At 53.1% G+C, this 26,878-nt stretch carries 23 protein-coding genes and 1 riboswitch; of the genes, 10 read left to right on the forward strand and 13 right to left on the reverse strand.

The genetic code is table 11. The features are described 5' to 3' along the window. Positions 1-116: 116 nt before the first annotated feature. From araD to araB, 3 genes are all read right to left on the reverse strand, one after another. Complete coding sequence (gene araD, locus FN082_RS06550) at positions 117-812, reverse strand: L-ribulose-5-phosphate 4-epimerase (protein ID WP_139536929.1); 696 nt, start codon at positions 810-812, stop codon at positions 117-119. Between the two features lie 70 nt (positions 813-882). Next, entirely contained in the window at positions 883-2,385 is a 1,503-nt protein-coding gene (araA, locus tag FN082_RS06555; protein WP_139536930.1) for an L-arabinose isomerase, read from the reverse strand. Between the two features lie 10 nt (positions 2,386-2,395). Then, positions 2,396-4,105: a ribulokinase gene (gene araB / locus FN082_RS06560; RefSeq protein ID WP_142464319.1), complete on the reverse strand. Its 1,710-nt coding sequence runs from the start codon at positions 4,103-4,105 to the stop codon at positions 2,396-2,398. A 337-nt stretch (positions 4,106-4,442) separates the two neighbouring features. Between araB and araC the strand changes: the two genes are divergently transcribed. The 7 genes from araC to FN082_RS06595 all read left to right on the forward strand — a co-directional run bounded on the left by araC (position 4,443) and on the right by FN082_RS06595 (position 11,634). Further along, positions 4,443-5,288 carry an arabinose operon transcriptional regulator AraC gene (gene araC, locus FN082_RS06565; RefSeq protein ID WP_139536932.1) on the forward strand — a complete coding sequence of 282 codons (846 nt, stop codon included), beginning with the start codon at positions 4,443-4,445 and terminating at the stop codon, positions 5,286-5,288. Positions 5,289-5,525: 237 nt separating this feature from the next. Next, positions 5,526-6,758 carry a PfkB family carbohydrate kinase gene (locus FN082_RS06570; protein WP_142981324.1) on the forward strand — a complete coding sequence of 411 codons (1,233 nt, stop codon included), beginning with the start codon at positions 5,526-5,528 and terminating at the stop codon, positions 6,756-6,758. A 27-nt stretch (positions 6,759-6,785) separates the two neighbouring features. Next, a complete protein-coding gene (locus tag FN082_RS06575) occupies positions 6,786-7,718 on the forward strand; it encodes a dihydrodipicolinate synthase family protein (protein WP_142981325.1) in 933 nt (310 codons plus the stop codon). Between the two features lie 42 nt (positions 7,719-7,760). Next, complete coding sequence (locus FN082_RS06580; protein WP_142981326.1) at positions 7,761-8,711, forward strand: tripartite tricarboxylate transporter substrate binding protein; 951 nt, start codon at positions 7,761-7,763, stop codon at positions 8,709-8,711. 55 nt (positions 8,712-8,766) lie between these two features. Next, positions 8,767-9,204: a tripartite tricarboxylate transporter TctB family protein gene (locus FN082_RS06585; RefSeq protein WP_112215547.1), complete on the forward strand. Its 438-nt coding sequence runs from the start codon at positions 8,767-8,769 to the stop codon at positions 9,202-9,204. Positions 9,205-9,212: 8 nt separating this feature from the next. Beyond that, positions 9,213-10,706 (forward strand): tripartite tricarboxylate transporter permease, encoded by a 1,494-nt coding sequence (locus FN082_RS06590; protein ID WP_142981327.1) that lies wholly within the window; start codon positions 9,213-9,215, stop codon positions 10,704-10,706. 160 nt (positions 10,707-10,866) lie between these two features. After that, positions 10,867-11,634 (forward strand): DedA family protein, encoded by a 768-nt coding sequence (locus tag FN082_RS06595; RefSeq protein WP_142981328.1) that lies wholly within the window; start codon positions 10,867-10,869, stop codon positions 11,632-11,634. Here FN082_RS06595 and thiQ read toward each other — a convergent pair. The 4 genes from thiQ to sgrR all read right to left on the reverse strand — a co-directional run bounded on the left by thiQ (position 11,621) and on the right by sgrR (position 16,764). Beyond that, complete coding sequence (gene thiQ, locus FN082_RS06600) at positions 11,621-12,322, reverse strand: thiamine ABC transporter ATP-binding protein ThiQ (protein WP_139536936.1); 702 nt, start codon at positions 12,320-12,322, stop codon at positions 11,621-11,623. The two genes, FN082_RS06595 and thiQ, sit on opposite strands and share 14 nt — an antisense overlap. Continuing rightward, a complete protein-coding gene (gene thiP, locus FN082_RS06605) occupies positions 12,306-13,916 on the reverse strand; it encodes a thiamine/thiamine pyrophosphate ABC transporter permease ThiP (protein ID WP_142981329.1) in 1,611 nt (536 codons plus the stop codon). The genes thiQ and thiP overlap by 17 nt, the downstream gene beginning before the upstream one ends. Beyond that, a complete protein-coding gene (gene thiB, locus FN082_RS06610; protein WP_139536938.1) occupies positions 13,892-14,875 on the reverse strand; it encodes a thiamine ABC transporter substrate binding subunit in 984 nt (327 codons plus the stop codon). The genes thiP and thiB overlap by 25 nt, the downstream gene beginning before the upstream one ends. A gap of 32 nt (positions 14,876-14,907) precedes the next feature. Further along, positions 14,908-15,071, reverse strand: a riboswitch (TPP riboswitch). Positions 15,072-15,108: 37 nt separating this feature from the next. Beyond that, positions 15,109-16,764 (reverse strand): HTH-type transcriptional regulator SgrR, encoded by a 1,656-nt coding sequence (gene sgrR, locus FN082_RS06615; RefSeq protein WP_142981330.1) that lies wholly within the window; start codon positions 16,762-16,764, stop codon positions 15,109-15,111. A gap of 87 nt (positions 16,765-16,851) precedes the next feature. On the opposite strand from sgrR, the gene sgrT reads away from it, so the two are divergent. Next, positions 16,852-17,004 (forward strand): glucose uptake inhibitor SgrT, encoded by a 153-nt coding sequence (gene sgrT / locus FN082_RS06620; protein ID WP_139536940.1) that lies wholly within the window; start codon positions 16,852-16,854, stop codon positions 17,002-17,004. Between the two features lie 228 nt (positions 17,005-17,232). Continuing rightward, entirely contained in the window at positions 17,233-18,417 is a 1,185-nt protein-coding gene (locus FN082_RS06630; RefSeq protein ID WP_139536942.1) for a sugar efflux transporter, read from the forward strand. A 44-nt stretch (positions 18,418-18,461) separates the two neighbouring features. Here FN082_RS06630 and FN082_RS06635 read toward each other — a convergent pair whose 3' ends face one another. Beyond that, positions 18,462-19,772 carry an MFS transporter gene (locus tag FN082_RS06635; protein ID WP_139536943.1) on the reverse strand — a complete coding sequence of 437 codons (1,311 nt, stop codon included), beginning with the start codon at positions 19,770-19,772 and terminating at the stop codon, positions 18,462-18,464. A 231-nt stretch (positions 19,773-20,003) separates the two neighbouring features. Here FN082_RS06635 and FN082_RS06640 point away from each other — a divergent pair, with 231 nt between their 5' ends. Continuing rightward, positions 20,004-20,900: a LysR family transcriptional regulator gene (locus tag FN082_RS06640; protein WP_139536944.1), complete on the forward strand. Its 897-nt coding sequence runs from the start codon at positions 20,004-20,006 to the stop codon at positions 20,898-20,900. Between the two features lie 40 nt (positions 20,901-20,940). Here the strand turns inward: FN082_RS06640 and aroD are convergent, their stop codons facing one another. From aroD to leuD, 5 genes are all read right to left on the reverse strand, one after another. Further along, positions 20,941-21,696 carry a type I 3-dehydroquinate dehydratase gene (aroD, locus tag FN082_RS06645; protein WP_139536945.1) on the reverse strand — a complete coding sequence of 252 codons (756 nt, stop codon included), beginning with the start codon at positions 21,694-21,696 and terminating at the stop codon, positions 20,941-20,943. Between the two features lie 33 nt (positions 21,697-21,729). Then, positions 21,730-22,944 carry an MFS transporter gene (locus tag FN082_RS06650; protein ID WP_142981331.1) on the reverse strand — a complete coding sequence of 405 codons (1,215 nt, stop codon included), beginning with the start codon at positions 22,942-22,944 and terminating at the stop codon, positions 21,730-21,732. A gap of 11 nt (positions 22,945-22,955) precedes the next feature. Next, a complete protein-coding gene (locus tag FN082_RS06655) occupies positions 22,956-23,819 on the reverse strand; it encodes a shikimate dehydrogenase (RefSeq protein WP_139536947.1) in 864 nt (287 codons plus the stop codon). A 10-nt stretch (positions 23,820-23,829) separates the two neighbouring features. Further along, a complete protein-coding gene (locus tag FN082_RS06660; RefSeq protein WP_142981332.1) occupies positions 23,830-25,863 on the reverse strand; it encodes an oxidoreductase in 2,034 nt (677 codons plus the stop codon). A 404-nt stretch (positions 25,864-26,267) separates the two neighbouring features. Next, positions 26,268-26,873 carry a 3-isopropylmalate dehydratase small subunit gene (leuD, locus tag FN082_RS06665; RefSeq protein ID WP_139536949.1) on the reverse strand — a complete coding sequence of 202 codons (606 nt, stop codon included), beginning with the start codon at positions 26,871-26,873 and terminating at the stop codon, positions 26,268-26,270. Between the last annotated feature and the right edge of the window lie 5 nt (positions 26,874-26,878).

Here is a 26,878-nt window from a genome sequence, read left to right on the forward strand (position 1 = left end):
ATAGCCTGGTTCATGCAATGATGCTGGGGTTTTATACAGGTGTGGGTGGCATCCGTTCCCGGAGGCGGCGCTTCGCACCTGTCCGGGCTACCAGACTGGCAGACGGTTGTGGAGTTTTACTGCCCGTAATAGGCTTTCGCGCCATGTTTACGCAGATAGTGTTTATCCAGCAGCGTTTGCTGCATATCCGGTAATTGCGGTGCCAGTTGGCGACAGAAAATGCCCATATAGGCGATCTCCTCCAGCACGATGGCGTTATGCACCGCGTCTTCAGCGTTTTTGCCCCAGGCAAACGGACCGTGAGAGTGCACCAGTACGCCGGGCATTTGTGCCGGGTCAATACCTTTTTCCCGGAAGGTTTCGACGATCACTTCGCCGGTTTGCCACTCGTATTCACCGTTGATCTCGTCGTCGGTCATCAGGCGAGTACAGGGGACCGCGCCGTAGAAATAGTCGGCGTGGGTGGTACCAGTGGCGGGAATCGACTGCCCGGCCTGCGCCCAGATGGTGGCGTGGCGCGAATGGGTGTGGACGATGCCGCCCAGTGTTGGAAATGCCTGATACAGCAGGCGGTGAGTTGGCGTATCCGAAGAGGGTTTTTTCTTGCCTTCAACCACTTCGCCAGTCTCAAGGCTGACCACGACCATGTCTTCGGCGGTCATCACGCTGTAGTCGACACCGGAAGGTTTAATCACCAGTACGCCGTGCTCGCGGTCGACGGCGCTGACGTTGCCCCAGGTGAGAGTGACAAGATTGTGCTTTGGCAGGGCCAGGTTGGCTTCCAGTACCTGGCGTTTGAGATCTTCTAACATAGTGTGCTCCGTATCTGGATTCCCCTCACCCCGGCCCTCTCCCTGAGGAAGAGGGCGAGGGGACGGCCTCTTAGCGTTTTGAACCGTAATAAACTTCGTTCCAGCGCAGCGCATCCTTGAAGGACGGCAGGCGGGTCTCGTTATCAATCACGGTCAGCTCGATATCCTGCAGCTCAGCGAACTGGCGCATATCGTCCAGGGTCAGCGCATGGCTGAAGACGGTGTGGTGCGCGCCGCCAGCAATGATCCAGGCTTCGGATGCGGTACGCAGATCCGGATGCGCTTTCCACAGCGCGTTGGCTACCGGCAGCTTCGGCAGGTCGTGCGGGGTTTTCACCGTCTCAATGGTGTTAACCAGCAGACGATAACGATCGCCGAGATCGATAAGGCTGGCGACAATAGCCGGGCCGGTCTGGGTATTGAAGATGATACGCGCCGGATCGGCTTTACCACCGATGCCCAGCGGCTGCACGTCGAGAATCGGTTTCTCGGCGGTAGCGATGGTTGGGCAAACTTCCAGCATGTGCGAGCCCAGCGCCAGATCGTTGCCTTTCTCGAAGTGGTAGGTGTAATCCTCCATAAAGGAGGTGCCGCCCTGCAGACCGGTTGCCATCACCTTCATGATGCGAAGCAGAGCGGCGGTTTTCCAGTCACCTTCGCCCGCAAAGCCGTAGCCCTGCTGCATCAGACGCTGTACGGCCAGACCCGGAAGCTGTTTCAGACCGTGTAAATCTTCAAATGTGGTAGTGAATGCGTGGAACCCACCCTGTTCCAGGAAGCGCTTCATCCCCAGTTCAATGCGTGCGGCATCAATGACGTTCTGACGCTTATCTCCGTGGATTTGCGCCGCAGGCGTCAGGCGATAGCTGCTTTCATACTCATCGATCAGCGCGCTGATTTCACCATCGGTGACGGCGTTGACTACCTGCACCAGGTCACCTACCGCCCAGGTGTTGACCGAGAAACCAAACTTGATCTGCGCGGCGACTTTATCACCGTCGGTGACCGCCACTTCGCGCATGTTATCGCCGAAACGGCATACTTTCAGGTGACGGGTATCTTGTTTAGAGACTGCCTGACGCATCCACGCGCCGATACGCTGATGGGCCTCCTGATCCTGCCAGTGGCCGGTTACCACGCTGTGCTGCTGACGCATACGTGCGCCGATGAAGCCAAACTCGCGGCCGCCGTGTGCGGTTTGGTTCAGGTTCATAAAGTCCATATCAATGCTGTCCCACGGCAGAGCCGCGTTGTACTGGGTATGGAACTGCATCAGTGGTTTATTGAGGATAGTCAGGCCGTTAATCCACATTTTTGCAGGTGAGAAGGTGTGCAGCCACACCACCATCCCGGCGCATTTATCATCGTAGTTCGCGTCGCGGCAGATATGGGTTATTTCATCTGGCGTGGTGCCCAGCGGTTTAAGCACCAGTTTGCACGGCAGTTTGGCTTCCGCATTCAGGCTGTTCACCACATGTTCTGCATGCTTCGTCACCTGACGTAGCGCTTCAGGGCCATACAGATGCTGGCTACCGATGACGAACCACACTTCATAATTATTAAAAATAGTCATTTTCATGTCCTTAATGGGTGAGAGCTGCCTGGGATTGCGGTGCGGTTTCCGCCTTTGCAGTCGAAGGGAGATAACGTTGTTCTGCGCTGACCGACCACTGCTGGTAGCGCTGATAGAGTTGTTCAAAACGTTGTGCCTGCTCAGGGCGCGGCTGCAGGGTGCTTTCCACCTGGCTGGCCATGTTCTCCTGCGCGGCAGGGATATCGCGGTACACGCCAGCGGCAACGGCGGCAAAGATAGCCGCCCCCAGCGCGCAGCACTGATCGGAGGCGACGATTTGCAACGGACGATTCAGAACATCGCAGCAGGCCTGCATGATCACCGGGTTTTTCCGCGCGATACCGCCGAGCGCCATCACGTTGTTGACCGGGATCCCCTGCTCGGTGAAGCACTCCATAATCGCGCGCGCGCCGAAGGCGGTGGCGGCAATCAGCCCGCCGAACAGCGCCGGGGCGTCGGTGGCGAGGTTGAGATCGGTAATCACCCCTTTCAGGCGCTGGTTTGCATTCGGCGTGCGGCGACCGTTAAACCAGTCCAGCACCACCGGGAGGTGATCGAGAGAAGGGTTTTTCGCCCAGGCTTCGGTGAGTGCGGGCAGCAGCTGTTTCTGGCTGACTTTGATCTGCTCTTTCAGTTCCGGATGGGCCTGCGCAAGCTGATCCAGCGGCCAGCCGAGGATGCGGCCAAACCAGGCGTAGATGTCGCCAAACGCGGACTGCCCGGCTTCCATACCGATAAAGTCGGGCACGACGCTGCCGTCTACCTGGCCGCAGATCCCCTTCACCGTGCGCTCGCCGACGCTTTGTTTGTCGGCAATCAGGATGTCACAGGTTGAAGTACCAATAACTTTGACCAGCGCGTTTGGCTGCGCCCCGGCGCCCACTGCGCCCATGTGACAATCGAAAGCGCCGCCGGAGATGGCAACAGTTTGCGCCAGCCCCAGACGTTCGGCCCACTCGGCGGTCAGGGTGCCGACCGGTACGTCCGCAGTCCATGTGTCGCTGAACATCGGGTATGCCAGGTTCTGGTTGATAATGGGATCGAGTTCATCGAAGAAGGTGGCTGGCGGCAGACCGCCCCAGCTGTCGTGCCACAGTGATTTATGCCCGGCGCTGCAGCGGCCGCGACGAATATCCTGCGGGCGAGTGGTGCCGGAAAGCAGGGCTGGCACCCAGTCGCACAGCTCAATCCACGAAGCGGCGGCCTCGGCGACGGCGCTATCCTGGCGGGTGACATGGAGGATCTTGGCCCAGAACCATTCGCTGGAGTAGATGCCGCCGATATAGCGAGAGTAATCCTCTTTTCCCGGCTGATGGCACAGGCGGGTAATTTCCTCCGCTTCTTCCACCGAGGTATGGTCTTTCCACAGTACGAACATCGCGTTCGGGTTGCTGGCGAACTCTTCGCGCAGCGCCAGCACGTTACCGTCGGCGTCAATTGGCGCAGGCGTTGAGCCGGTGCTGTCGACGCCGATACCCACAACGGCTGCGCGTTGTTCGGCGCTGAGTGATGCCAGAACGCTTTTCAGCGCGGCTTCCATCGATTCGATATAGTCACGAGGATGATGGCGGAACTGGTTATTCGGGCCATCGCAGAACAGCCCCTCCTGCCAGCGCGGATACCACTCGACGCTTGCGGCGAGCTCTTCGCCGGTCGCGCACTCTACTGCCAGGGCGCGTACTGAATCACTGCCAAAATCGAGGCCAATCGCAATTGCCATACTGTTACTCCATGCTAAAAATCATTCATGGTGAAACAGTAGATATCTGGGCCGAAAACCGTCAGGCTGTATTCGCTAATCTTATGGATTATATTGCTGTGACGTCGCAAAGTGTGACGTCGTGCAAATATTCAATGTGGACTTTCCTGCCGTCTTTATAGACACTTCAGTTATGCGCTTAAAGCGCCTGAATTGTGCGCTGTGCTCAGTTTTTGCCGAGAGGTGGCGGGTTTTAATTCGATTTCTAACCCGCGTCGCAGTACGGGCTGCCAGCCAGAGGATAAAATACAAGGTATGGACAATTGGTGTCCTTAATGTCTCCGGGAGAGCAGAGTTTATGGCCGAAACGCAAAACGATCCTTTGTTGCCGGGTTACTCTTTTAACGCCCATCTGGTGACGGGCCTGACGCCAATTGACGCCGACGGCTATCTGGATTTCTTTATTGACCGCCCGCTGGGCATGAAGGGTTACATCCTTAACCTGACGATTCGCGGCGAAGGGATAATTAATAACCACGGGGAGCAATTTATCTGTCGCCCTGGCGACATGCTGCTGTTCCCGCCGGGGGAGATCCACCATTATGGTCGCCACCCTGATGCGCGCGAATGGTATCACCAGTGGGTCTATTTCCGTCCGCGCGCCTACTGGCATGAGTGGCTTAATTGGCCGACTATTTTTGCCCAGACTGGTTTTTTCCGTCCTGATGAACAGTGGCAGTCGCGTTTTGGCGAGCTGTTCGGGCAGATTGTGGAGGCCGGGCAGGGCGCGGGGCGTTATTCCGAGCTGTTGGCAATCAATCTGATGGAACAGCTGCTGCTGCGACGCATGGAGGCGATCAACGAATCCCTGCATCCGCCGCTGGATAACCGAGTGCGCGATGCCTGCCAGTACATCAGCGATCATCTGGCGGACAGCCATTTCGATATTGCCAGCGTCGCCCAGCACGTCTGTCTGTCGCCGTCGCGCCTGTCGCATCTGTTCCGCCAGCAGCTAGGGATTAGCGTGCTGGGGTGGCGTGAGGATCAGCGAATAAGCCAGGCCAAGCTGCTGCTCAGCACCACGCGAATGCCGATCGCCACCGTGGGGCGCAACGTGGGCTTTGAAGACCAGCTCTACTTTTCGCGGGTATTTAAAAAGTGTACCGGCGCCAGCCCGAGCGAATTCCGCGCCGGGTGTGAATAATCTGATAAAAAGGTGCTGAGATTTATATTTATACTCAGCACCTGATTCTTATTTATATATATTCCGTTGCTGTGATTTATTATATGTATTTATGTGGGGTATATATAATGTTATTTAGTATTAATTTACGATTTCTCTTCCCCCGATTTTTGTTTATTTTTGTTTCTCTGTTTTTTTCTTGAGTGAACTCCAGGTAAATTTTTTCTTTTCGGTGATAATAAAAGAAAAGGATGACTTATGTATCGTGATACTCGCCGTGAGCATATCGTCAGGCTACTACGTTCCAGGGAAGAGTGCAGCGTAAGTGATTTGGCGGAACATTTTTCCGTGACCAAAGAAACTATTCGTGCGGATTTAACATGGCTGCAAAAACGAGGGATTGTTACCCGCCATCACGGAGGCGTTTCATTAAAAAAACATTTGATGCAAAGCGCGCTTTTCCAACACGACTATGTGGATATGAGCTTGCTGCTAAAACAGCAGCAACGGGGAATTGGTTATTTAACATCTCAGGATGAAAAAGGACGCATTATGGTCGGAAAAGTTTGCATATTAGGTTCGTTTAATGTCGATATCGTTGCCAAAGTACATCGCTTCCCCCGTGATGGCGAAACCCTGATTGCCAGAGAAACGACGCTGGGTCCAGGAGGCAAAGGGGCTAATCAGGCGTTGGCATCGCATCGTGCAGGCGCTCAGATTCATTTCGCCTGTAAGGTCGGTTGCGATCAGTTTAATCTTTTTGCCCGTAACCATATTGAATCCGTTGGTATGGGTTCATTTACGCTGTATGAAACAGATAATGCCGCAACGGGGTGTGCCGTTATTTATGTTAATGACGAGGGGGAAAATATGATTGCTATTTCCCCCGGCGCCAACCTTGAACTGACGGATGGCGATATTGCGCAACTTTCGCATTTTATTGCCGAATCCGATGTCTTCGTTGTGCAAATGGAAAATAATATTTCGGCAACCCAGTTAGCACTGAAATGCGCGAAGGAATTGCAGGTTACGACAATATTAAACCCGGCCCCATGGTCGCCTGATGTCGCCAGTTTACTGCCATTTTCGGATATTGTTACGCCGAATGAAACCGAGGCCGCAGCCATGTCCGGCGTGCAGGTACATGATATTCCTACGGCGATGCAGGCGGCTACGCATATTTATAATGCCGGGCAGTGCGCCGTTATTATTACCATGGGCAAGCAGGGTGCCTTAATTTTTGACGGGCAACATTATTCGCATATTCCGGCGTTTTCCGCCGTGGCGGTGGATACCACCGGCGCGGGCGATGCGTTTAACGGCGCGCTGGCCGCATCGCTGGCGAAGGGAGAATCGCTGGTCAGGTCGGCCTGGTACGCCAGCGCCTTTGCTTCTTTAGCGGTTGAGCAGGAAGGGGCTGCCAATATGCCGGATGACTCATTAGTCGCCGCCCGAATGAAACAACAGAACGTCGCTATTCAGACTCTCTGATTTATTGCCGAATAAAGGATTGATGAAATGAAAAAAATTGAAGGTATTATTCCCGTTATGTTAACCCCTTTTACTGATGATAATGTTGTTGATTATCCGGGACTGGGGAATTTAATTGACTGGTATATTGCCAACGGCGCGGATGCGCTATTTGCCGTTTGCCAGTCCAGCGAGATGCAATTCTTAACGTTGGAAGAGCGCGTCGAACTGGCGAAATTTGTCGTCGATTATACGCAAAAGCGGATTCCGGTCATCGCTTCAGGGCATATTTCCGACGATCTGGACGCGCAGATTGCCGAGCTTTCGGCGATGGCGCAAACCGGCATTGATGCACTGGTGTTAGTGACTAACCATCTTGATCCTGAGAATCAGGGGACGGATGCCTTTAAACATCATCTGGACGCCATTCTGGCCGCGCTTCCGTCTTCAATGGCGTTAGGGCTTTATGAGTGCCCGGCCCCGTACCGCCGCCTGCTTTCCGACGAAGAGCTGATGTATTGCGTCGCCAGCGGTCGCTTCCGGGTGTTGAAAGATGTGAGCTGCGATCTGCCAACCGTCATCCGCCGCGTTGAACTGGTGAAAGAGACGCCGATGGCTATTGTAAACGCCAACGCGGCCATTGCCTGGGAGGCGATGCAGGCAGGTTCAAAAGGATTCTGCGGCGTGTTTACCAACTTCCATCCGGACCTGTACCACTGGCTCTACCACCATGGCGCACAGCACCGTGATGCCGCAGAGCCGTTGGCCTGGTTTTTATCCCTCAGCGCCGTTACCGAGACTATCGGCTACCCGAAAAATGCCAAAATTTTCCATCAGAAGCGCGGAACCTTCGCCAGCGTTCATTGCCGCGTCACCGCGGACGATGTGCTGAAAAAATACTGGGGGCTGGAGGTGATTTTGCAGCAGATTGCCGATAGCGGCGAGTGGCAGCGTAAACAGCTCGCGGATCTACCGAAGTAAACGAACTGACCTACGACAGAACATCAGACAGGAGTCCAGAACATGAAACGTACCTTCGCAAGTTTAGCGGTTGCTTCACTCTTTGTTTCCACCTCCGTACTCGCCGCATGGCCGGATAAACCTATTCAGATAATCGTTCCCTGGGGGGCGGGCGGCAACACCGATACCGTGGCGCGGCTGGTGGCCGAAGGTCTGCAAAAGCAGCTTGGCGTTAACGTCAACGTGGTGAACCGCACCGGCGGCGCGGGCGTTGTCGGGCATGATGCCATTGCGCGGGCGAAAGCGGACGGCTATACGCTGGGGATCGCCACGGTCGAAATTGCGATGATGCATCATCAGGGTATGACCAATCTGAGCTACAAAAATTACACGCCGATAACCCGTCTGGCGGTAAATCTTGGCGGCGTTCAGGTGGCGGCCAATTCTCAGTTTGAAAACATTGTTCAGCTTACCGATTTCATCAAAGCCAATCCGGGTAAGCTGAAGGCTTCCGGTAGTGGCCTGAATTCCGGCTGGCATCTTAACCTCATAGGGATGCTGGATAGCATGGGGCTGCCGCCGTCTGCGGTGACCTGGGTGCCGTCCGAGGGCGCTAACTCCGCGCTAATGGAACTGGTTTCCGGCGGTATTGATTTCACGACCTCTTCACCCGGTGAGGCGAAAAGTATGGTTGATGCCAAAATGGTGCGTAACCTGACCACCATGGCGGAGAAACCGGAAGGTTTATATAAAGATATTTCGGTCTTCCAGCAGGCGACAGCTTATAAATATAGCCTCGCGACCTGGAACTCGCTGGTGGTTCCTGCCGGAACGGCGGATGACATCTCGCAGAAGCTAACCGAGGCGATGAAAGCCGTTTTCGCAGAGGGCAAGTTGCAGGAGTTCGCGACTAAGCAAGGGTTTGAAGTCTATCCGCTCTTTGGTGCTGAAATGCAGACCTTTATGGCTCAGGAAGATGAAAAATACGGCAAGTTAATTAACAAAATAAAATAGTTACCGCAAGCCTGGCGGCGGCTGAGTGCCGTCGCCGTTATGAAGGGATATCATCATGCGTGCATTACCGTTAACCCCTTTTTTAATTCTTATATTTGCTATCACCATTTTCTCTATCAGCGTGACGGAATACGGCGGTGCCGGACAGCATGGCGCGGGGTTTATGCCGACGCTGATTAGCGGGCTGCTGCTATTTCTTACCGCCATTGATGCTGTTATCGATATCAAAAACCGTGGAACTCGGCAGTCATTATTCAGCCGGGCGGAATGTAAAGCGCTGGCGCTGATTATTATTGCGGTGATGCTGTTTGTTTTATTGCTTGATATTTTAGGCTTTGTTGTTTGCTCCTGTTTGCTGCTGTTTATTTTAATGAAAATCAGAGGCGTCAAACTCCTGCTGGCGACGGGAACATCCATTGCCGCATCGCTCATTATCTATTACGTGTTTGCCAGCGTGCTGCTGGTGGCGCTTCCTGCGGGTATCTGGTTTTAAGGGGAGATATGGACATCTTTTTACAGGCATTTGCCTATATTAATCTCAGCGCGATTTTAGCGGTGCTCGCTGCTAGCGCATTTGGTTTATTTGTCGGCTCCATTCCTGGCTTAACGGCGACGATGGCCGTGGCGCTGATGGTACCGTTCACCTTTTTTATGGATCCGATTCCGGCGCTGGCGTTGATGATTTCCGTTGGCGCATCATCCATTTACGCCGGGGATATCCCGGGAGCGCTATTAAGAATACCGGGAACGCCGGCATCGGCTGCCTACGTGGCTGACTCAAACGAACTTGTGAAGCAGGGTAAGGTTAACCGCGTATTAGGTATCGGTTTAGTCAGTTCGGTGATCGGCGGCATTATCGGCTCGTTTATTTTGATGGGCGCGGCGCCGATGCTGGCGAAATTCGCTTTGAAATTTAGCTCTTACGAATATACCTGGCTGTCGCTGCTGGGCTTGACCTGCGCGACCCTGGTGGTGGGTAACCAGCCGTTAAAGGGTATGGTTACGTTATGTCTGGGTCTGCTGATGGCCTGTATTGGCTACGACCAGATCTCCGGCGTACCGCGCTTTACCTTTGGTCAGATAAGCCTGCTGCAAGGGGTGAATTTTATTCCGGCAATGATCGGTCTGTTCGCGATTTCTGGCGCGATAGAATATTACCGCGATCGGGTGGTCGAGGCGGTACGTAGCGTGCCGGAAACGCAGTCGGATATTAATCTGTTTAAAGGTATGGGGCAGGTTATCTGGTCGCGCAAGTTAAACCTCGGCCGTAGCAGTATCATCGGCACGCTTATCGGTGCGTTGCCCGGCGCCGGTGCGGATATTGCCGCCTGGATTAGCTACGCGATTTCGAAGAAGTTCTCTAAACAGCCGCAGCTGTACGGCCACGGTTCAGAAGAGGCGATTGTTGACTCTTCCAGCAGTAATAACGCCAGCCTGGCGGGAAGCTGGATCCCATCCTTAGTTTTTGGTATTCTAGGCGACTCCGCCGCGGCGATCATCATTGGCGTGCTGTACATGAAGGATATGAACCCCGGGCCGACGCTGTTTTTGTTCCAGGCCGATAAGCTGTACGCGGTGTTTATTCTGTTTCTGATTGCCAACCTGGCGCTGCTGCCGCTGGCTACGCTGGCCGTCAGCTTTATTAAGCGCATTATCTGGATTGATAAAGCGATTCTGTACCCGATTATCCTTATCTTCAGCATTGTCGGCTCCTTTGCTATCGATAACTCCGTTTCTTCAGTGGTGGTGATGCTGGTGATGGGCGTTGTTGGCTATTGGCTACAGCGCAAAGAGTATCCTATTTCGCCAATTATTCTGGATATGATCCTCGGACCTATGCTTGAGAAAAACCTCCTGTCATCCATGATTAAGGCCGGAGGCGATCCGATGGCATTCGTTGCCAGACCGATCTCTATGGTTCTGGCCACCTGCTTTTTCCTCGTGGTCGCTCTACAGCTGACGAATATTTATCGTTCGTTCCAGCGTCGGGCCTGATGCAAAGGGCCGCTTCTCCTGGAAGCGGTCCCTCCCTCATTTCCTCCAACCGCATACGTAAATTCCTGTATTACTGCTAAATTCATTAATACAAATAATGTATTGACGCAAATAGCACCTCTCCGCACAATCCTTTGCTGATCACACTGTCGGGTACATTATGCAAGCATTGCTGGAACACTTTATTACTCAGTCTACGGTCTATTCCCTGATAGCCGTTTTGCTGGTCGCCTTCCTCGAATCGCTGGCGCTGGTAGGACTTATCTTGCCGGGAACGGTGATGATGGCCGGATTGGGCGCGCTGATCGGCAGCGGTGAAGTTAACTTCTGGCAGGCGTGGCTGGCGGGGATTATTGGTTGCTTGCTCGGTGACTGGATTTCGTTCTGGCTTGGCTGGCGCTTTAAGAAGCCGCTGCACCGTTGGTCTTTTCTGAAGAAAAACAAAGCGCTGCTCGATAAAACCGAACATGCGCTGCATCAGCACAGTATGTTCACCATTTTGATTGGCCGATTCGTTGGGCCGACGCGTCCGCTGGTGCCGATGGTCGCCGGGATGCTTGATCTACCGGTAGCAAAATTTATCCCACCCAATATCATTGGCTGCCTGCTGTGGCCGCCGCTCTACTTCTTACCGGGTATTCTTGCCGGAGCGGCCATTGATATTCCAGCCGATGAACACAGCGCTAACTTTAAGTGGCTGCTGTTGGGGGCGGTGCTGCTGGCGTGGCTGGCGGCGTGGTTGTGCTGGCGGCTGTGGCGCAGCGCCAAAAGCTCGGGCGACCGCTTAACCCGCTTCCTTCCGCGTTCGCGTCTGCTATGGCTGGCGCCGCTAATGGTCTGCGCCGCCGGAGTGGCGCTGGTTTTCACCTTCCGCGATCCGCTGATGCCGGTCTATCTCGACATCCTGCATAAAGTTATTGTGCGCTAATTCCCAGCAGCGATGAGGCGCTGCTGTTGCCGCTGAGCAGCGCTGCGGTTTCACCGTCCCAGGCAACTCGGCCTTCAGCCACTACTACCGAACGCGGCGCAATGCGCGCCGCATCTTCCACGCTGTGCGACACCATCAATAGCGTCAACTGCTGCTGCTGGCAGACGTCGGCAACCAGCGTCAGCATCTCCTGACGCAGCGCAGGATCGAGCGCCGAGAAGGGCTCATCCAGCAGCAGAACCGGCTGCTTGCGCACCAGGCAACGCGCTAGCGCCGCACGCTGACGCTGGCCGCCGGAAAGTTCGCCCGGTACTCTCTCCAGCATCGAGTCAATGCCCATTTGCCCGGCGATGGTCTGCAAGCGGGCGGTCTGCTCCGCGTTCAGCTTCAGCCCCGGATGCATGCCCAGGGCAATATTCTGGCGGATGGTGAGGTGGTTAAACAGATTGTTTTCCTGAAACAGCATCGATACCGGACGGCGCGCGGGCGGCGTGTGGGTATGGGGCTGGCCGTCGATCGCAATACTGCCGCTGGCGGGGGGCAAAAAACCGGCAATCAGGTTCAGCAGCGTGCTTTTTCCGGCACCGCTGGGCCCAAGTACCGCAATGCGCTCGCCGCGTTCAACGGAAAGGGTAAAACGCATCGGCAGGTGCTGGTAAAGCCAGGTGACATCATTCAGTTTTAGCATCGCGCCCCGGAAGTTTTTCAATCACGCTAAAGAGTAAAAAGCACAGCAGCAGAAGCAGCAGGGCGGTGACGGCGCCGTCCTGGCTGCGATAAGAGCCAATTTGTTGATACAGGTAAAATGGTAGGGTGCGGAAGTTTTCGTTGCCAAATAGCGCCACGACACCGAAATCGCCAATCGACAGCACGCAGGCAAAGGCCAGAGCCTGGGCCAGCGGACGTTTTAAAGCGCGAAGCTCAACCACCCGCAAGCGGGTAAAACCGTGCATCCCCAACGACTGGCACAGCGTGCCATAGCGGGTAGCAATGTCGCGCATAGGGTTTTCCAGCACCTTAAGCGCATAGGGAATCGCCATTAGCGCATTGGTGAAAATCACGATGCCATCGGCGGATTCCGGCAGGCCCACGCTGTTATTGAGCAGCAGGAAGAAACCGGTCGCCAGCACGATGCCCGGCATCGCGAGGATTAACATCCCGCTGAGTTCAAGCGCCTGTCCGGCCAGCGGGTAACTGCGGGCGCGAAGCTCGCGGCTGCTCCACAGCAGCATCATGGTCAGAATGACGCTTAAGACGCCAGCAGCAAGGGCGATGCGCAGTGAAGTCCATAGCGCCTGCCATAGCGCGGGCTGATGCAGAACGCTAAACAGATTGCTATTCAGACCGTCGAATATCACCGCCAGCAGCGGAGGCAGCAGCAGCAAAAGCGCTGCGCCGATCAGCGCAATATCACTCAGCCGACTATGCAGCCGGTCGTCGGGATCGCGCCAGCCGTGGATATTGCTGGCCCCGATGGCGAGGGCTTTGCTTAAGCGCTGGCTGAGCAATACCAGCCCGAGGCAGCAGATCATCTGGATAAGCGCCAGCATCGCCGCGCGCGCCGGGTCATAGTCAAAATTGAGGGCCTGGTAAATTGCCAGTTCGATTGTCGTTGCCCGCGGGCCGCCGCCCAGCGACAGAACGGTGGCAAAGCTGGCGAAGCAGAGCATAAAGATCAGTGCCGCCACCGGGGGAATTTGCCGACGTAGCCACGGCCACTCAACCAACCGGAAGAAGACATAGCCGCGCATCCCTAGCTGGGCGGCGATTTGCCGCTGCTCGCCGGGGATATTTTCCAGCGTCTGCAGCAACAGACGCGTCGCCATCGGCATATTGAAGAACACATGCGCCAGCAGGATCCCCTGCAGTCCGTAAGGCGAGAATTCCCATTGCCAGCCAAGGGCGTTAAATAATTCAGCCAGCCATCCCTGACGTCCGTAAACGCTGAGAATGCCGAACACCGCCACCAGTACCGGCAGGATTAAGGTCATTGCGCACAGGCGTAGCAGCAGCGTACGTCCGGGGAATCGACGTCGGTAAAGGGCGCGGGCAAGAAATATTGCCGGTATCACCGAAAAAAGCGCGGAAAGAAAGGCCTGCCAGAAAGAGAAACGCACCACGTGCCAGAGATAGCTATCGCTAACGATTGTACGCCAGGCCGCTTCCGGTGCGCTGAACCACAGCGCCAGAAACGCGGCCAGCGCGACGGCGACCAGTAAGGCGGCCGCCGTCAGGCCCGGCAGAAGCCAGCCGAACGTTAGCGGCTGACGGCGCGTTGCCATGCGTTGATCCAGTTCTGGCGGTCGGTCGCGACCTGCTGCGGGGTAAATTCGAGGGTAGTTTGCGGCTTCATCAGCGCGTCAAAGCCTGCCGGAAGCGCAACCTGGGTGACCGGGTACATCCAGTTGCCGGTAGGGACAGCGTTCTGGAAACCTGGCGAAACCATAAATTTGAGGAATTTCTCCGCCAGTTCCGGCTGCTTGCTGACCGCGGTGCGGGCGGCAACTTCAACCTGCAGATAGTGGCCTTCCGCGAAATTGGCCGCGGCGTAGTTATCTTTCTTCTCTTCAATAATGTGGTAAGCCGGGGAGGTGGTATAGCTCAGCACCAGGTCGCTTTCGCCTTTCAGGAACAGGCCGTAGGCTTCGCTCCAGCCTTTAGTGACGGTGACGGTTTTTGCCGCCAGCTTCTGCCAGGCTTCAGGCGCTTTATCGCCGTACACTTTTTGCATCCACAGCAGCAGGCCCAGACCTGGCGTACTGGTGCGCGGGTCTTCATAAATCACCCGCCATTTTTGCTCGCCTTCAACCAGCTCTTTCAGGCTTTTCGGCGGATTCTTGAGCTTGTTTTTATCGTAAACAAAGGCGAAATAACCGTAATCGAATGGAACGAAAGTATCGTTGTTCCAGCCGCCGGGTACGCTGACCGCGCTGTTCGGTACGCCACTTTTGGCGAACAGCTTGCTTTGCGAAGCAGCTTCCAGCAGGTTGTTATCCAGCCCAAGGACCACATCGGCTTTGCTGTTTTTGCCTTCCATACGCAGACGGTTAAGCAGCGAGACGCCATCTTCCAGCGCCACGAACTTCAGCTCGCAGTCGCAGTCGGCCTCAAAGGCTTTTTTGACCGCCGGGCCTGGGCCCCAGTCGGCAGCGAACGAATCGTAGGTATAAACGGTAAGCAGCGGTTTGGCAAATACGGGCGCGGCGACCAGCGCCAGCAGGGGAAGTAATTTTTTCAACACTTTGCACCTCAGAAAAAAGGGGTGGCAAAGGATTTTGAGTGGGCCTCAAATCCCTTCGCCGGCGTTATCCGGATCAGGTTCGACGGGTATTTTCTCAGCCCATACGCTTCATCTTTCAGGTCACTTCTGTGCTAACCGCACGTTGAAGCAACTTGAATGATATTGTGTATGTTTATTAGCACCCCGTTGAGAACGGCAGTTAGTGTAATGATTTTGTCTGTCGACTGAAAGCATTACGGCTCCGGCGGCGCAAACCATGCGGATTTAAAGTCAAACCAGCCGAGAGTGTTCATGCGTACGCCGCGCATACTGCGCTGTCCCTGGATCATCAGCCAGTGGTGAATAAGCGGCACAACGGTTTGATTGGCCAGCAGCAGCTGGCTCCACGTGGCCGGGTTAAGATCTCCCGCGCGCCAACGAGCGGCGTCCTGTTCCCAGTCGATGGGGATACAGTTACGAATCAGCGGGACTTCATAGAGCCAGGCAAACAGGGAGAAATCGATCGGCAGCGTAAAGTTGGCGCTGTTGAGCCACACGTCGCTGACCACTTCACCGCGGTGCCACTCCTGGTACTCCAGCTCCTGGATCTCAAGCTTAACCTGGTGCTCAGCCAGCAGCGCCGCCATAATCCCGCCGATCACGCGATGCTCGACGTGGTCCTGGTAGTAGGTCAGTTTGACTGTTTCCAGACCGGCCGGCTTTTCGCAAGCGTGGCTGCGCGCGTGATGCCAGCGAGGCAGCAGACCGTAGGCCGGAAACCAGTTGCCCTGATAGTGCTCGCCCGCGTGATAGAGCAGGTTAGCAGGCTGGAACACATAGCTTAGCCACTGGCGTACCGCGCTGTTACCGCCGAGCGGGCTGCGTGCATCGAACAGCAGATAATAACACCCCTCTTCCAGACGGCTTTCCACCGCTTTCTCGCTTTGCGTCGTGCCCTGCAGCGTCAATCCGCCGTTAGGTTCTTCGCTAATTTCTGGCAGCACCCAGACATTGACCTCATCAATCAGCGCCCGATAGCCGAAATAGTCGTCGAAAGCATGAATTTTGAGCTGATTCTGGTTATTGCGTACCACCGAGTAAGGCCCGGTACCAACAGGGATACTGGAGAATTTATCCATAGACTGCCACTCATGCGGCAGGATCATTGCCGGGACCTGACTTAACAGCCACGGTAGCCAGCGGTCAGGTTGGCTAAGATGAATGTCGAGAGTCCATGCGGTGGGGGAGTCGATGCGCTCGATATGAGAGAACAGCGGCAACGCGTTGCTACGCTGCAACGAGTTGATGACATCCTCCATCTCCAGCTCCCGCCCATGGTGAAAATGAATGCCAGGACGAAGAAAAAAACGCCAGTGGGTTGCGGTGATCTGCTGCCAATGGTGAGCAATATCGGCTTCCAGTTCCCCATTTTCCTCATTTACTCGCGTCAGGGCGCTAAAAATCTGCCGGGCGATATGGGTTTCCGAACGGCGCAGCGCGCTGCCGGGCAACAGGTTTTTCATCGGCCGATAGTAGAGGACACGCAGGATATGCCGCCCTTGGCGGAAGCTGCGACCAAGATGGGAAACCAGCATTTGTCGGACGGTGGCCTTATCGCCAACCAGCTGTACCAACTGATCGATCCGGTCCTGCTCCAGAAGATCTTCCGCCCGCTGCTGTTGCAGCGCGAGGCCGGTATAGAGAAAAGAGAGCCGAGAACGCTTGCCGCGCCCGGCTTCCGCCTCCCAGGTCAGCCAGCCGCGTTCTTCCATCATGTTCAGTAAGGTACGCATGTGGCGGCGTGAACAGCTCAGCATGTCCGCCAGTTCATTAAGCGTTGTTTCTTGCGACTTGCCGTCGCAGCACTGCCATAAGCGGATGAACTGCTGTTGTAAACGACCGGAAGACATAAAAGGGGAACTCCTGATTAAAACTCAGCAATTTATTACTTCCTATATTAAGTCAATAATCAACGTCGATGAAGCGAGGAGGTGAATATGATGGGGTCAACCACAAAACAGTTCTACCAACGCTACTTTTCTGCGACGCAGGATGCGTCCTGGCTGGCCCGCCTGATGGCAGGAAGACAGCAGGAAATTCTCGGCGAACTGATGCAGTGGGGAGTTACGTCGCAGACCTCTGATCATTGACTTGCAGACATCATGTGTGACTGAGTATTGGTGTTATACTCGTCGTCTTTCAAGCTGCTGGTGCGTTGGCTGCGCCCGCTCGCCCAGGTCACATAGTTATCTATGTTCCCAGGGACTTACGTTCTGGCCGCCTGCCCGCAACTCGAAATCCATAGAGTATAGAATCACCCGCCAGCAGAAAACTTCTGCTGGCTTTTTTCGTTTTCTTCGCGTGCTTAAGGATATTTCATGCTGTGGTTAATGACGATGGGGCGACGTCTTAACGGCGTTTACGCCGCTTTTATGCTTGTCGCTTTCATGATGGGAATCGCAGGCGCGCTGCAGGCGCCGACGCTCAGTTTATTTCTCAGCCGCGAAGTGGGCGCGCAGCCGTTCTGGGTCGGCCTGTTCTATACGGTTAACGCGATTGCCGGGATCCTTGTGAGCCTGGCGCTGGCCAAACGCTCAGATAGTCGGGGCGATCGTCGACGCCTGATAATGTTTTGCTGCCTGATGGCTGTCGGTAATGCGCTGCTTTTTGCCTTTAATCGTCACTATCTGACGCTGATTACCTGTGGGGTGATGCTGGCTTCGATTGCCAATGCTGCGATGCCGCAGCTTTTTGCGCTGGCGCGGGAATATGCCGACAGTTCGGCGCGTGAAGTGGTGATGTTCAGTTCGATAATGCGTGCGCAGCTGTCGCTGGCGTGGGTCATTGGCCCGCCGCTCGCTTTTATGCTGGCGCTGAATTATGGCTTTACCACGATGTTTTCGATTGCCGCGGGGATTTTCGTCATTAGCCTGGCGCTGATCGCCTTCAAGCTTCCGTCGGTCGCCCGCGTTGAGCAACCTTCGGAAGGTGCCGAAGTCCTGGTACAGGCTGGCGGATGGCATGATAAAAACGTACGTATGCTGTTTATTGCTTCCACGTTGATGTGGACCTGCAACACCATGTATATCATTGATATGCCGCTGTGGATCAGCAGCGATCTGGGCCTGCCCGACAGCCTCGCGGGGATTTTGATGGGGACTGCGGCGGGGTTGGAGATCCCGGCGATGATTCTTGCGGGTTACTATGTTAAGCGCTGGGGCAAGCGCAATATGATGGTGACAGCGGTTGCGGCGGGTGTGCTGTTTTATGTCGGTCTGATTTTGTTTCACGACCGCGTGGCGTTGCTGGCCCTGCAATTGTTTAATGCCATATTCATTGGGATTGTTGCGGGTATTGGTATGCTGTGGTTTCAGGATCTGATGCCTGGGCGGGCGGGAGCCGCGACGACGCTGTTTACCAACAGTATTTCTACCGGAGTGATTTTGGCCGGGGTTATTCAGGGGGCGCTGTCGCAGAGCTATGGGCACGCCAGCGTTTATTGGACCATTGCGGCTATTTCGTTGGTGACGCTGTTTATGACCAGCAGAGTGAAAGATATCTAATTGTTTTTATTGCCCCGGTTGGCTGCCGGGGCAATGTCCTGCGGTTATTTCAACACAATCCGTTTGATATCACCGATAATAAAGACATAGGCGATAACACCAACGATCGCGGTTAATCCAATATAAATTAGCGCATAGAAGAAATTACCGGTCATTGATATGATGATGCCAATAATTAATGGGGTAATAATCGATGCCATATTTGCGCAGAAGTTGAAGATCCCGCCGGTCAGCCCACCCATGTTTTTTGGCGCGATATCTGAAATAAGCGTCCAGCCAAGCCCAACCATGCCCTGACCGAAAAAGGCTATCGACATAACAATAATGACGGCGGTGTTGCTATCAACCCAGTTAGCAGCAATGATACAGCTTGAAAGTAATAGTCCGGAAATAATTGGTAGCTTCCGGCTAATATTAACGGAGTTAGTTTTCTTTAATATTTTATCGGATGCCCAGCCACCAAAAAATATACCAATAGCCGCAGCCAGGAATGGCCAGGAGGCGAAGAAACCCACGTGAAGCCACGGTAAGTGGCGTTCGTTAGCCAGGTAAGTGGGGAACCATGTCAGGAAGAAAACCAGCGTGGTGTTACCGGCAAATTGCCCAAGGCTGGCACCGATTATTTGCCTGCAGCACAATAGGCGTTTGGCATCAGGCCAGTTGAAGGGGACGTTTTCATCGGCTTTAGCCGTATTTTCTACGCCGATATATTCCAGTTCGGCTTTATTTGCCGTTTTTGATTGATGCGGTTCATGGTAAAATTTCCACCATACAAAGGTAAATATAATACCTAACCCACCGGTCAGGAAAAATAATGTTCTCCAGCCGTGGTGCTCAAGAATTAAGAATAGTAGGGGAGAGAATGCGGCCAGCCCAATATATTCTCCGACGGTGTAAGTTGCCGTCGCCCGGGCGCGTTCATGCTGAGGAAACCATTTACTCACTACCCGACTATTCACCGGGAAACAGGGCGCTTCGCTGATGCCTAAACCTAAACGCAGCAGCAGTAGAGATTTTAAACCTACCGAAAAGCTTTGTAATAGGGTAAAGGTTGACCAGAAAAAAATAGAAAGCGCGTAGGTTAATTTATTCCCGAAACGGTCTAAAAACATCCCGCCTGGAATTTGTGCCAGTGCATAGGTCCAGGCGAAAGCGGAAAAAACGATGCCCATCATGGCCGGGTCAATATGTATTTCGCTTGTTAACTGGGGCGCAACAATACCCAAAATGGTACGATCGAGATAATTTATCATCGTACCTATCGATAGTAACATTAAAATTACAATTCGCGTTTTAGTTCGCTTTTGCGTGGCCGACGGCAAAATCGGCCGTTCCTGAGCATCGATCGTCCTCATAAAGAGTTCCTTTAAAGTTTAAAATATTTTTGCATGTATTTATGCATGCAGAAATACTCTTTTAAAAGATTGACTCTGTTGATAATTAGCAATGCTTTGTTACCCGCAGAATGAAATCGCAAAGCAATATTTGATATGACTCCGATATTTCTCCTTTCTGGCTCATCATAGATGGCTTGTATGGTATATTAGGTGCATTAGTTTTATTCTTATATTATACGAGCAAAAATAATGAACCTAAAGCAACTTTATTATTTTAAGCGACTGGCAGAAACTGAGCATTACACTGAAGCAGCCTCCAGTCTTTTTATCACCCAACCCTCCCTGAGCCATGCCATATCAGAGCTGGAGAAAGAGCTTGGAGTGGCGCTATTCGCCAGAAAGGGGCGCAATGTCAAGATTACGCAGAATGGTAAGCGCTTCCTGCCCTACGTGGAAGATGCGCTGGCTTCTTTAGAAAATGGCCGTATGACGCTGCAAAAAAATAGTGCAGAGAACAAGGAAAACATTCGCATCGCGTTTATTTATACGATGGGCGAGTATGTTGTTCCGCAGTTAATTAATAAATATTCGCTTTCACCTTCTCGTCACAATGTGACGTTTTCCTTTACTCAGGGTACCTCGCTAACGTTGTTGCAGGAACTTAAGGCTGGAAAAACTGATTTGGCTATTTGTTCCTATATTGCAGACGAGCCGGACATTGATTTTATTCCTATTATCCAGCAAGAGCTGGTGGTGGTGACGGCAAAAGATCATCCTCTGGCCAGACTTTATGAAAATGAAGTCGATCTTGTAGAGACGATTCACTATCCCTATATCTATTTTTCAGAAAACAGCGGTCTGCGCCCTTTTATTGATAACGTGTTTATGCAGCAAAAGCTGGTTCCGGATATTGCCTGCTACGTTGATGAGGATACGGCGATGGCGGGGCTGGTCAGTATTGATTATGGTATTGCGATTATGCCGCGAATTTCCGCGCTCTCGTATTACAACGTGCATATCCTGACGATTAAAAACGCAATTCCTCCACGCTATATCTATCTGGCGACAATGAAAGAACGGGTACTTTCTCCTGCTATTCAGTCATTTAAAGACGTCATTATTAATGACAGTCAAAAAATCAGTTAGTAAGCAAGATGCCCGGAGGAAACCTCCGGGCACTGTTTTATCAGGAAAGAATATCCATCAACTCACGCAACTGGGTAATGGCGATTTGCCCTGGCGCGGAGGCCTGACCTACGGTACCGAAGGTCATTGCTGAACCAAACAGACGGCCGGTTACCCGGCTAACGCCGCCGGATTTACCCATCGACATAGTAATTAATGGGCGAGTGGCATATTTTTCTTTCATCGTCAGGGTTGCTGAAAGCAGAGTCAGTACATCCTGCGGCGACTGCGGCATAACCGCGATCTTCGGCAGGTCAGCACCCAGATCCTGCATGCGGCGTAGACGATAGATGATATCTTCCTGAGCCGGGGTTTTATGGAAATCATGATTGCTCATGATGACTTTTACGCCAGCAGCATGGGCGTCGCTCACCAGCGAGCGAATTTGCGCTTCGTCGTTGAACAACTCGATATCAATCACGTCGGTCAGACCGCTAACGGCCGCCTGGCGATTTAGTTCAAAATAGGCTTCATCGCTGATTTCCGTTTCGCCACCCTCTTTTTTACTACGGAAGGTGAACAGCAGCGGAACATCTTTCAGCTGCTGGCGAATTTCAGCCAGCGCCAGCAGAACCTGCTCAATCTCTCTAACCTGCGTGAAGTGATCGACGCGCCACTCGATAATGTCGGCTCCGGCGGTAGCCAGCGCGCGAGCGTTGGTCTGCAGTTCGGCAAGCGTTTTACCGATCAGCGGCACACAAATTAAGGTTTCCCCTTCCTGGAAGGTGATGTTTTTTACTGTTACTGCTTTAGTCATGTTGGTATCCATTATTCTTTTTGTCATTGACCATCAGGCGGTTGCTGCAACATGAGATGTTTTTGCAGCGGCGCGAACCTGAAACTGACGATAACCGATGTACAGAGCGATCACAAAGCCGACGATAGCGATCAGAAGATCGAACCACATAATGCTGGCGATACCAATCTTCGACAGTTTTGCCGTGATTAGCGGAATCGTAAAGCTGGCCAGACTCCCTGCGGTATAAAAGATCCCGGTGGCTCTGCCTTTCCCGTTAGGGAAGCTCATTGCCATAATGGTCGCACCTATCTGCAGTACGCCGCCAGCGGCGGCAAAGCCGATGATAAAGGCGAAGCCGGTAACCACCATTGGCGTAGGGAACAGGCAGACTATCAGCAGTGAAATCATCGACAGGAAGGTGTAGATGATCATGGCGACAGCTGAACTGAACACCTCTTTGACAAAGGCCGCGGTGACAAATACACAGGTCAGGGAACCCGCAGTATAGACGCTCAGCAGCTTAATCGCCGATTCATGAGGGATCCCGGCAACGAACTCGCCGTATTGCGCTAACCATTGACTGACCAGATAGAAAGTCGCCATGCCGATATAGCCGTACAAAGTAAAGATGACCATATCCAGTTTGCCGGAGTCCGCTTTCGGAGCAACGGCGGCAGCCGAAGATTTTTCTGCGGCTTCCTTTTTCGCCCGATGGTCCGGGAAAGGCATTTTTATCAAATAGATGGCGCTTAAAACCATTAATACTGCGGCAATGATAAACGACCAGCCATACCACATATTCGCCCATATCAGCGCACCGATAATGAACGGCAGCAGGAATTGTCCTGCAGAAACAAAGGCTTTGATCAACACGTTTGCACGACTGGCGGAGTTAGGGAAAGATTCCATCAGCGCCGGATAGGTACCGGAGTCGAGGAAGCTGTTCGCCAGTCCCGCCATAATGCCGCAGCAGTAGGCCAGATAGATGTTTTTCGTCAACAAAATGCCGAGGAAGAACACGATATAGCTGGCAATCCCGAGATAGATAAAGGGCTTACGGCCAAAGCGATCGGACAGGAATCCCGTCACCAGCGTGGCAAGCTTACCAATCCCGAGCGACGAAATAACGATGGAGACGCCAGCAGCATCGGTTCCCCATTGTTCCTGTAAATTCGCCATGTTGAGGGTAATTAACAATACCCCCATGCCGTGGATCAGATAGTTAAGATATAGCCCAGCTGCCGTTGGGACATATTGATTTTTCATCGCGCCCATCCTTAGAACAGGATACTTTTGATGTGTTCAACCGGCATTTCTTTGCCTGTCCAGATTTCAAAAGCGCGCGCACCCTGCCAAAGCATCATCCCCAGACCGTTGATGGTGCGGCAGCCTTTTTTCTCAGCGACTTCCAGCAGATAGGTTTTGCGCGGGTTGTAAACCACGTCGGAAACGATCAGATCTGGGCGCAGGAAGCTGTCGTCAGGCAGCAGCATCTGGCCTTCAAACGGTTTCATGCCAACGCCGGTAGCATTAGTAAGAATCACGCTGCTGTCGATCTCGGCGCGCAGTTTGTCATGATCGTCCAGATCGAACAGGTGGATCGCGCAGTTGGTGTTGTTGCGGATCTTGGCGACGGTCTGTTCAGCATTGGCGAAGAATTTATCTTTACGGTTAAAGATGGAGATCTCTTTAACGCCATCCAGCGCTGCCTGTACGCACAGTGCGGTTGCTGCGCCGCCTGCGCCCAGAACGGTCATTTTCTTACCGATGATGTCGATGCCCGCTTCTTTGAGCGCGCGCATGTATCCGGTACCATCGGTGATGTGGCCGGTCAACACGCCGTTGTCGTTCACCACGGTATTTACCGCGCCAACCAGCTCCGCTGCCGGAGAGAGTTTGTCCAGATACTGGCAAATCTCGGTTTTGTTCGGCATTGAGACGTTACAGCCGCGCAGTTTTAACGCACGAAAACCCTGTACGACATCTTTCAGCTCTTCATTACCGACTTCGAACGCCAGATAAACATAGTCCAGCCCCAGTTTGGCAAAGGCTTCGTTATGCATTGTCGGCGACATGCTGTGACGAATCGGGGTCGCAATCAGGCCAATCAGCTCAGTGTGTCCAGTAATACGTTCTGCCATGATAAAATCCTCAATATGTTAGAAATGGAATTTGTGTTGATTCGCGGCTGCCCAGAGCACCCATATCTTCGAGGGTGTCCAGCACGTTGCGCCCTTCGCGCACGCCATCAATGATTCGCCGGGCCATCAGGCTGTCGCCGATGTTCATTATTTTTACGTTATTGGCTCTGGCCCATTGCTCAATCTCATTGAGACCGGTGGTGTTGGCGCGCATTCCCAGGCAGACGAAGCCGTAATCAAAAGGAATGTCGAAGGTGCCATCTGCGTTTTTAACGGTGAAATGGGTTGGGGTGACGGCAACCAGCTGCGTGCGCATGTGCTGTTCCACGTGATGTTCATCAAGCATGGTCAACATGGCGTTTTTAGTAATGATGTCCAGGTCGCGACCTGGCGCATCCTGCATCTCGATCAGTACGGCGCTGGCGCCGCGTGCGGAGAAGTATTCAATCATGTCCAGACCAACGGCACCTGCGCCGACAACGGCGATGCGTTTACCCGTTGCATCGGCAAACTGGTCCAGATGATGAATCATATTGGTAATCGAGAAGACGCTGCCGCCTTCGACATCAATGTTCTCGCGTAGTCCTTCAATCGGCGGCAGCAGGGGAACCGAACCGGTTGCGTTAACGATTAAATCGGGATGCAGAGCGGATACGGATTCGACGGTGGCGCGCTTGCCAACCTGCAGCATCAGATTATCGAGAGAGGCGATACGGTTTTTCATAAACTGCGGGAAGTCAGCAATACGCTTTTTCTCCGGCAGCAGCGAGATCTCGCTGGCCAGTCCGCCGATGCTATGTTTTTCTTCCAGCAGCCAGGTATGGCAGCCGACTTCAGCCGCGGTGCAGGCTGCTTCCATTCCCGCAGTTCCTGCGCCGATGACGACAACGTTGGTATCGCGATTAACGCGCTGCTGTTTGTAAGCGTCGCCGTGGATGATATCCGGGTTGATCGAGCAGCGCAGAGGACGAGAGCGGGCGATACGATGGTCCGCGCAGCCAATATTGCAGGAGATGCATTTACGCATCAGGCGTTCGTTACCGCTCTGGACTTTTTGTACCCACTCCGGCTCGGCAATAAGCCCGCGGCCAATGGCAATCAGGTCGGCATCGCCGCTGGCGATAATGTCTTCAGCAACTTTTGGCGAACGAATGTTGCCGGCGATAACCGTTGGTTTGTTGAATTTGTCGCGTACTGCGCGGGAGAGGTAACGCTTCCAGCCATCTTCCAGAGACATCTGGTCAATCTGGAAATTCAGGTTGTCGTTTTGCGCGGCGGAAACGTTGATAATATCGACTTTATCCTGGCACAGTTCGAGGATACGCAGAGAATCTTCAAGCGTATTTCCGCCCTTCAGGAAGTCATCGGCGCTAATACGCAGGCTGATCGGGAAACGTGGGCCAACGCAGGCGCGTACCTTATCAACGATTAAGGTTAATATTCTGGCGCGATTCTCTATGCTGCCGCCAAATTCATCGGTGCGTTTATTAAACAGCGGCGATAAAAACTGGCTAATTAAATAAGAGTGACCCGCATGAATTTCTACGCAATCAAATCCGGCGCGACGTACGCGTTCCGCTGCGTCGCCAAATTTATCGACGGCATGATAAATTTCGTCGTGCGTCATCGGGCGCGGAATATTTCCGTTCTTTTTGGACGGCGTGCTTGAAGAAGAAAGCGGCATTTCACCATTCAGGCGATATGCATAAGCCGAAGCGCCAGCATGGTTTAATTGGATGCTGACGCAGGCACCATGTTTATGTAAGGTCTCGGTTAATTTGAACAGGCGCGGAATATATTGATCGTTATCGATGCGTAGCTGCGTTGTACCGTTAGAGGCGAAGGGAAAATCGATGCAAATATTCTCGATAGTGATGAGTCCCGTGCCGCCGCGCGCGCGTAACTCATAGTATTCAATCTGTTCCTGAGTGACTTCACCGTTCAGGCTTGCCAGGTTGGTACCCATTGGCGGCATGATGATACGGTTTTTTATTGTCATCCCGTTAATGGTCATCGGGGAAAAAAGATGGGGGTAGTGGCTCATATGCTCTCTCCACTGGATGCCTGATGGCCGCTATACGGCGATCCTGGCCTGTCCAAAGTTAATATTTCTCTGTGGGGAAAGATAACGAGGCGCCAAATGGAAAAATAATGCTTTTTTTTGCGTGGAGCTATAGGGGGATTCTATGGAATTAACATTTAATTCACATATTCATGTTTTTGTTTTAAATATTTCAATCGATTTTTTACTTGTACTTGTGGATTGACACAAAAAAAGTGTGGGAATGATTGAATAGATGCCCAATTGATAATGATTTATTTTTATAACTTAAAATATTTCTATCTATCATACGGACTAATATTGATATATGTGCGCCAGATCTCATTTTCAATAGTGGAAAAAAAGCCCGAACCGAAGTCCGGGCTGAGATATTCATTGCCGGCGTCTTAATTCATAAAGGCCGGTTGCTTGTTTTCATAGGCTGAGATGGCATCTTCATGCTGCAGAGTCAGGCCGATGCTGTCCAGGCCATTAAGCATGCAGTGACGGCGGAAAGCGTCAATTTTAAAGCTCCAGGATTTATCACCTGCTTTAACGACTTCAGCTTCCAGATCGACCTCAAACTTAATACCTGGCTGAGACTGAACCAGCTTAAACAGCTCATCAACCTGTTCTTCGCTCAGCGTAACCGGCAGCAGCTGGTTATTAAAGCTGTTGCCGTAGAAGATATCCGCAAAGCTGGGTGCGATAACGACTTTAAAACCGTAATCGGTCAATGCCCACGGCGCGTGCTCGCGCGAAGAGCCGCAGCCGAAGTTTTCACGTGCCAGCAGGATAGACGCGCCTTTGTACTCAGGGAAGTTCAGCACAAATTCCGGATTAGGCTGTTCGCCTTTGTCATCCAGGAAGCGCCAGTCGTTAAACAGATGTACGCCAAAGCCAGTACGCGTCACTTTCTGCAGAAACTGCTTTGGAATGATTGCATCGGTGTCGACGTTCGCGGCATCCAGCGGAACCACCAGGCCGGTATGTTGGGTAAATTTCTCTGCCATGATGG

It is taken from the genome of Klebsiella spallanzanii (assembly GCF_902158555.1).
Classification (GTDB): domain Bacteria; phylum Pseudomonadota; class Gammaproteobacteria; order Enterobacterales; family Enterobacteriaceae; genus Klebsiella; species Klebsiella spallanzanii.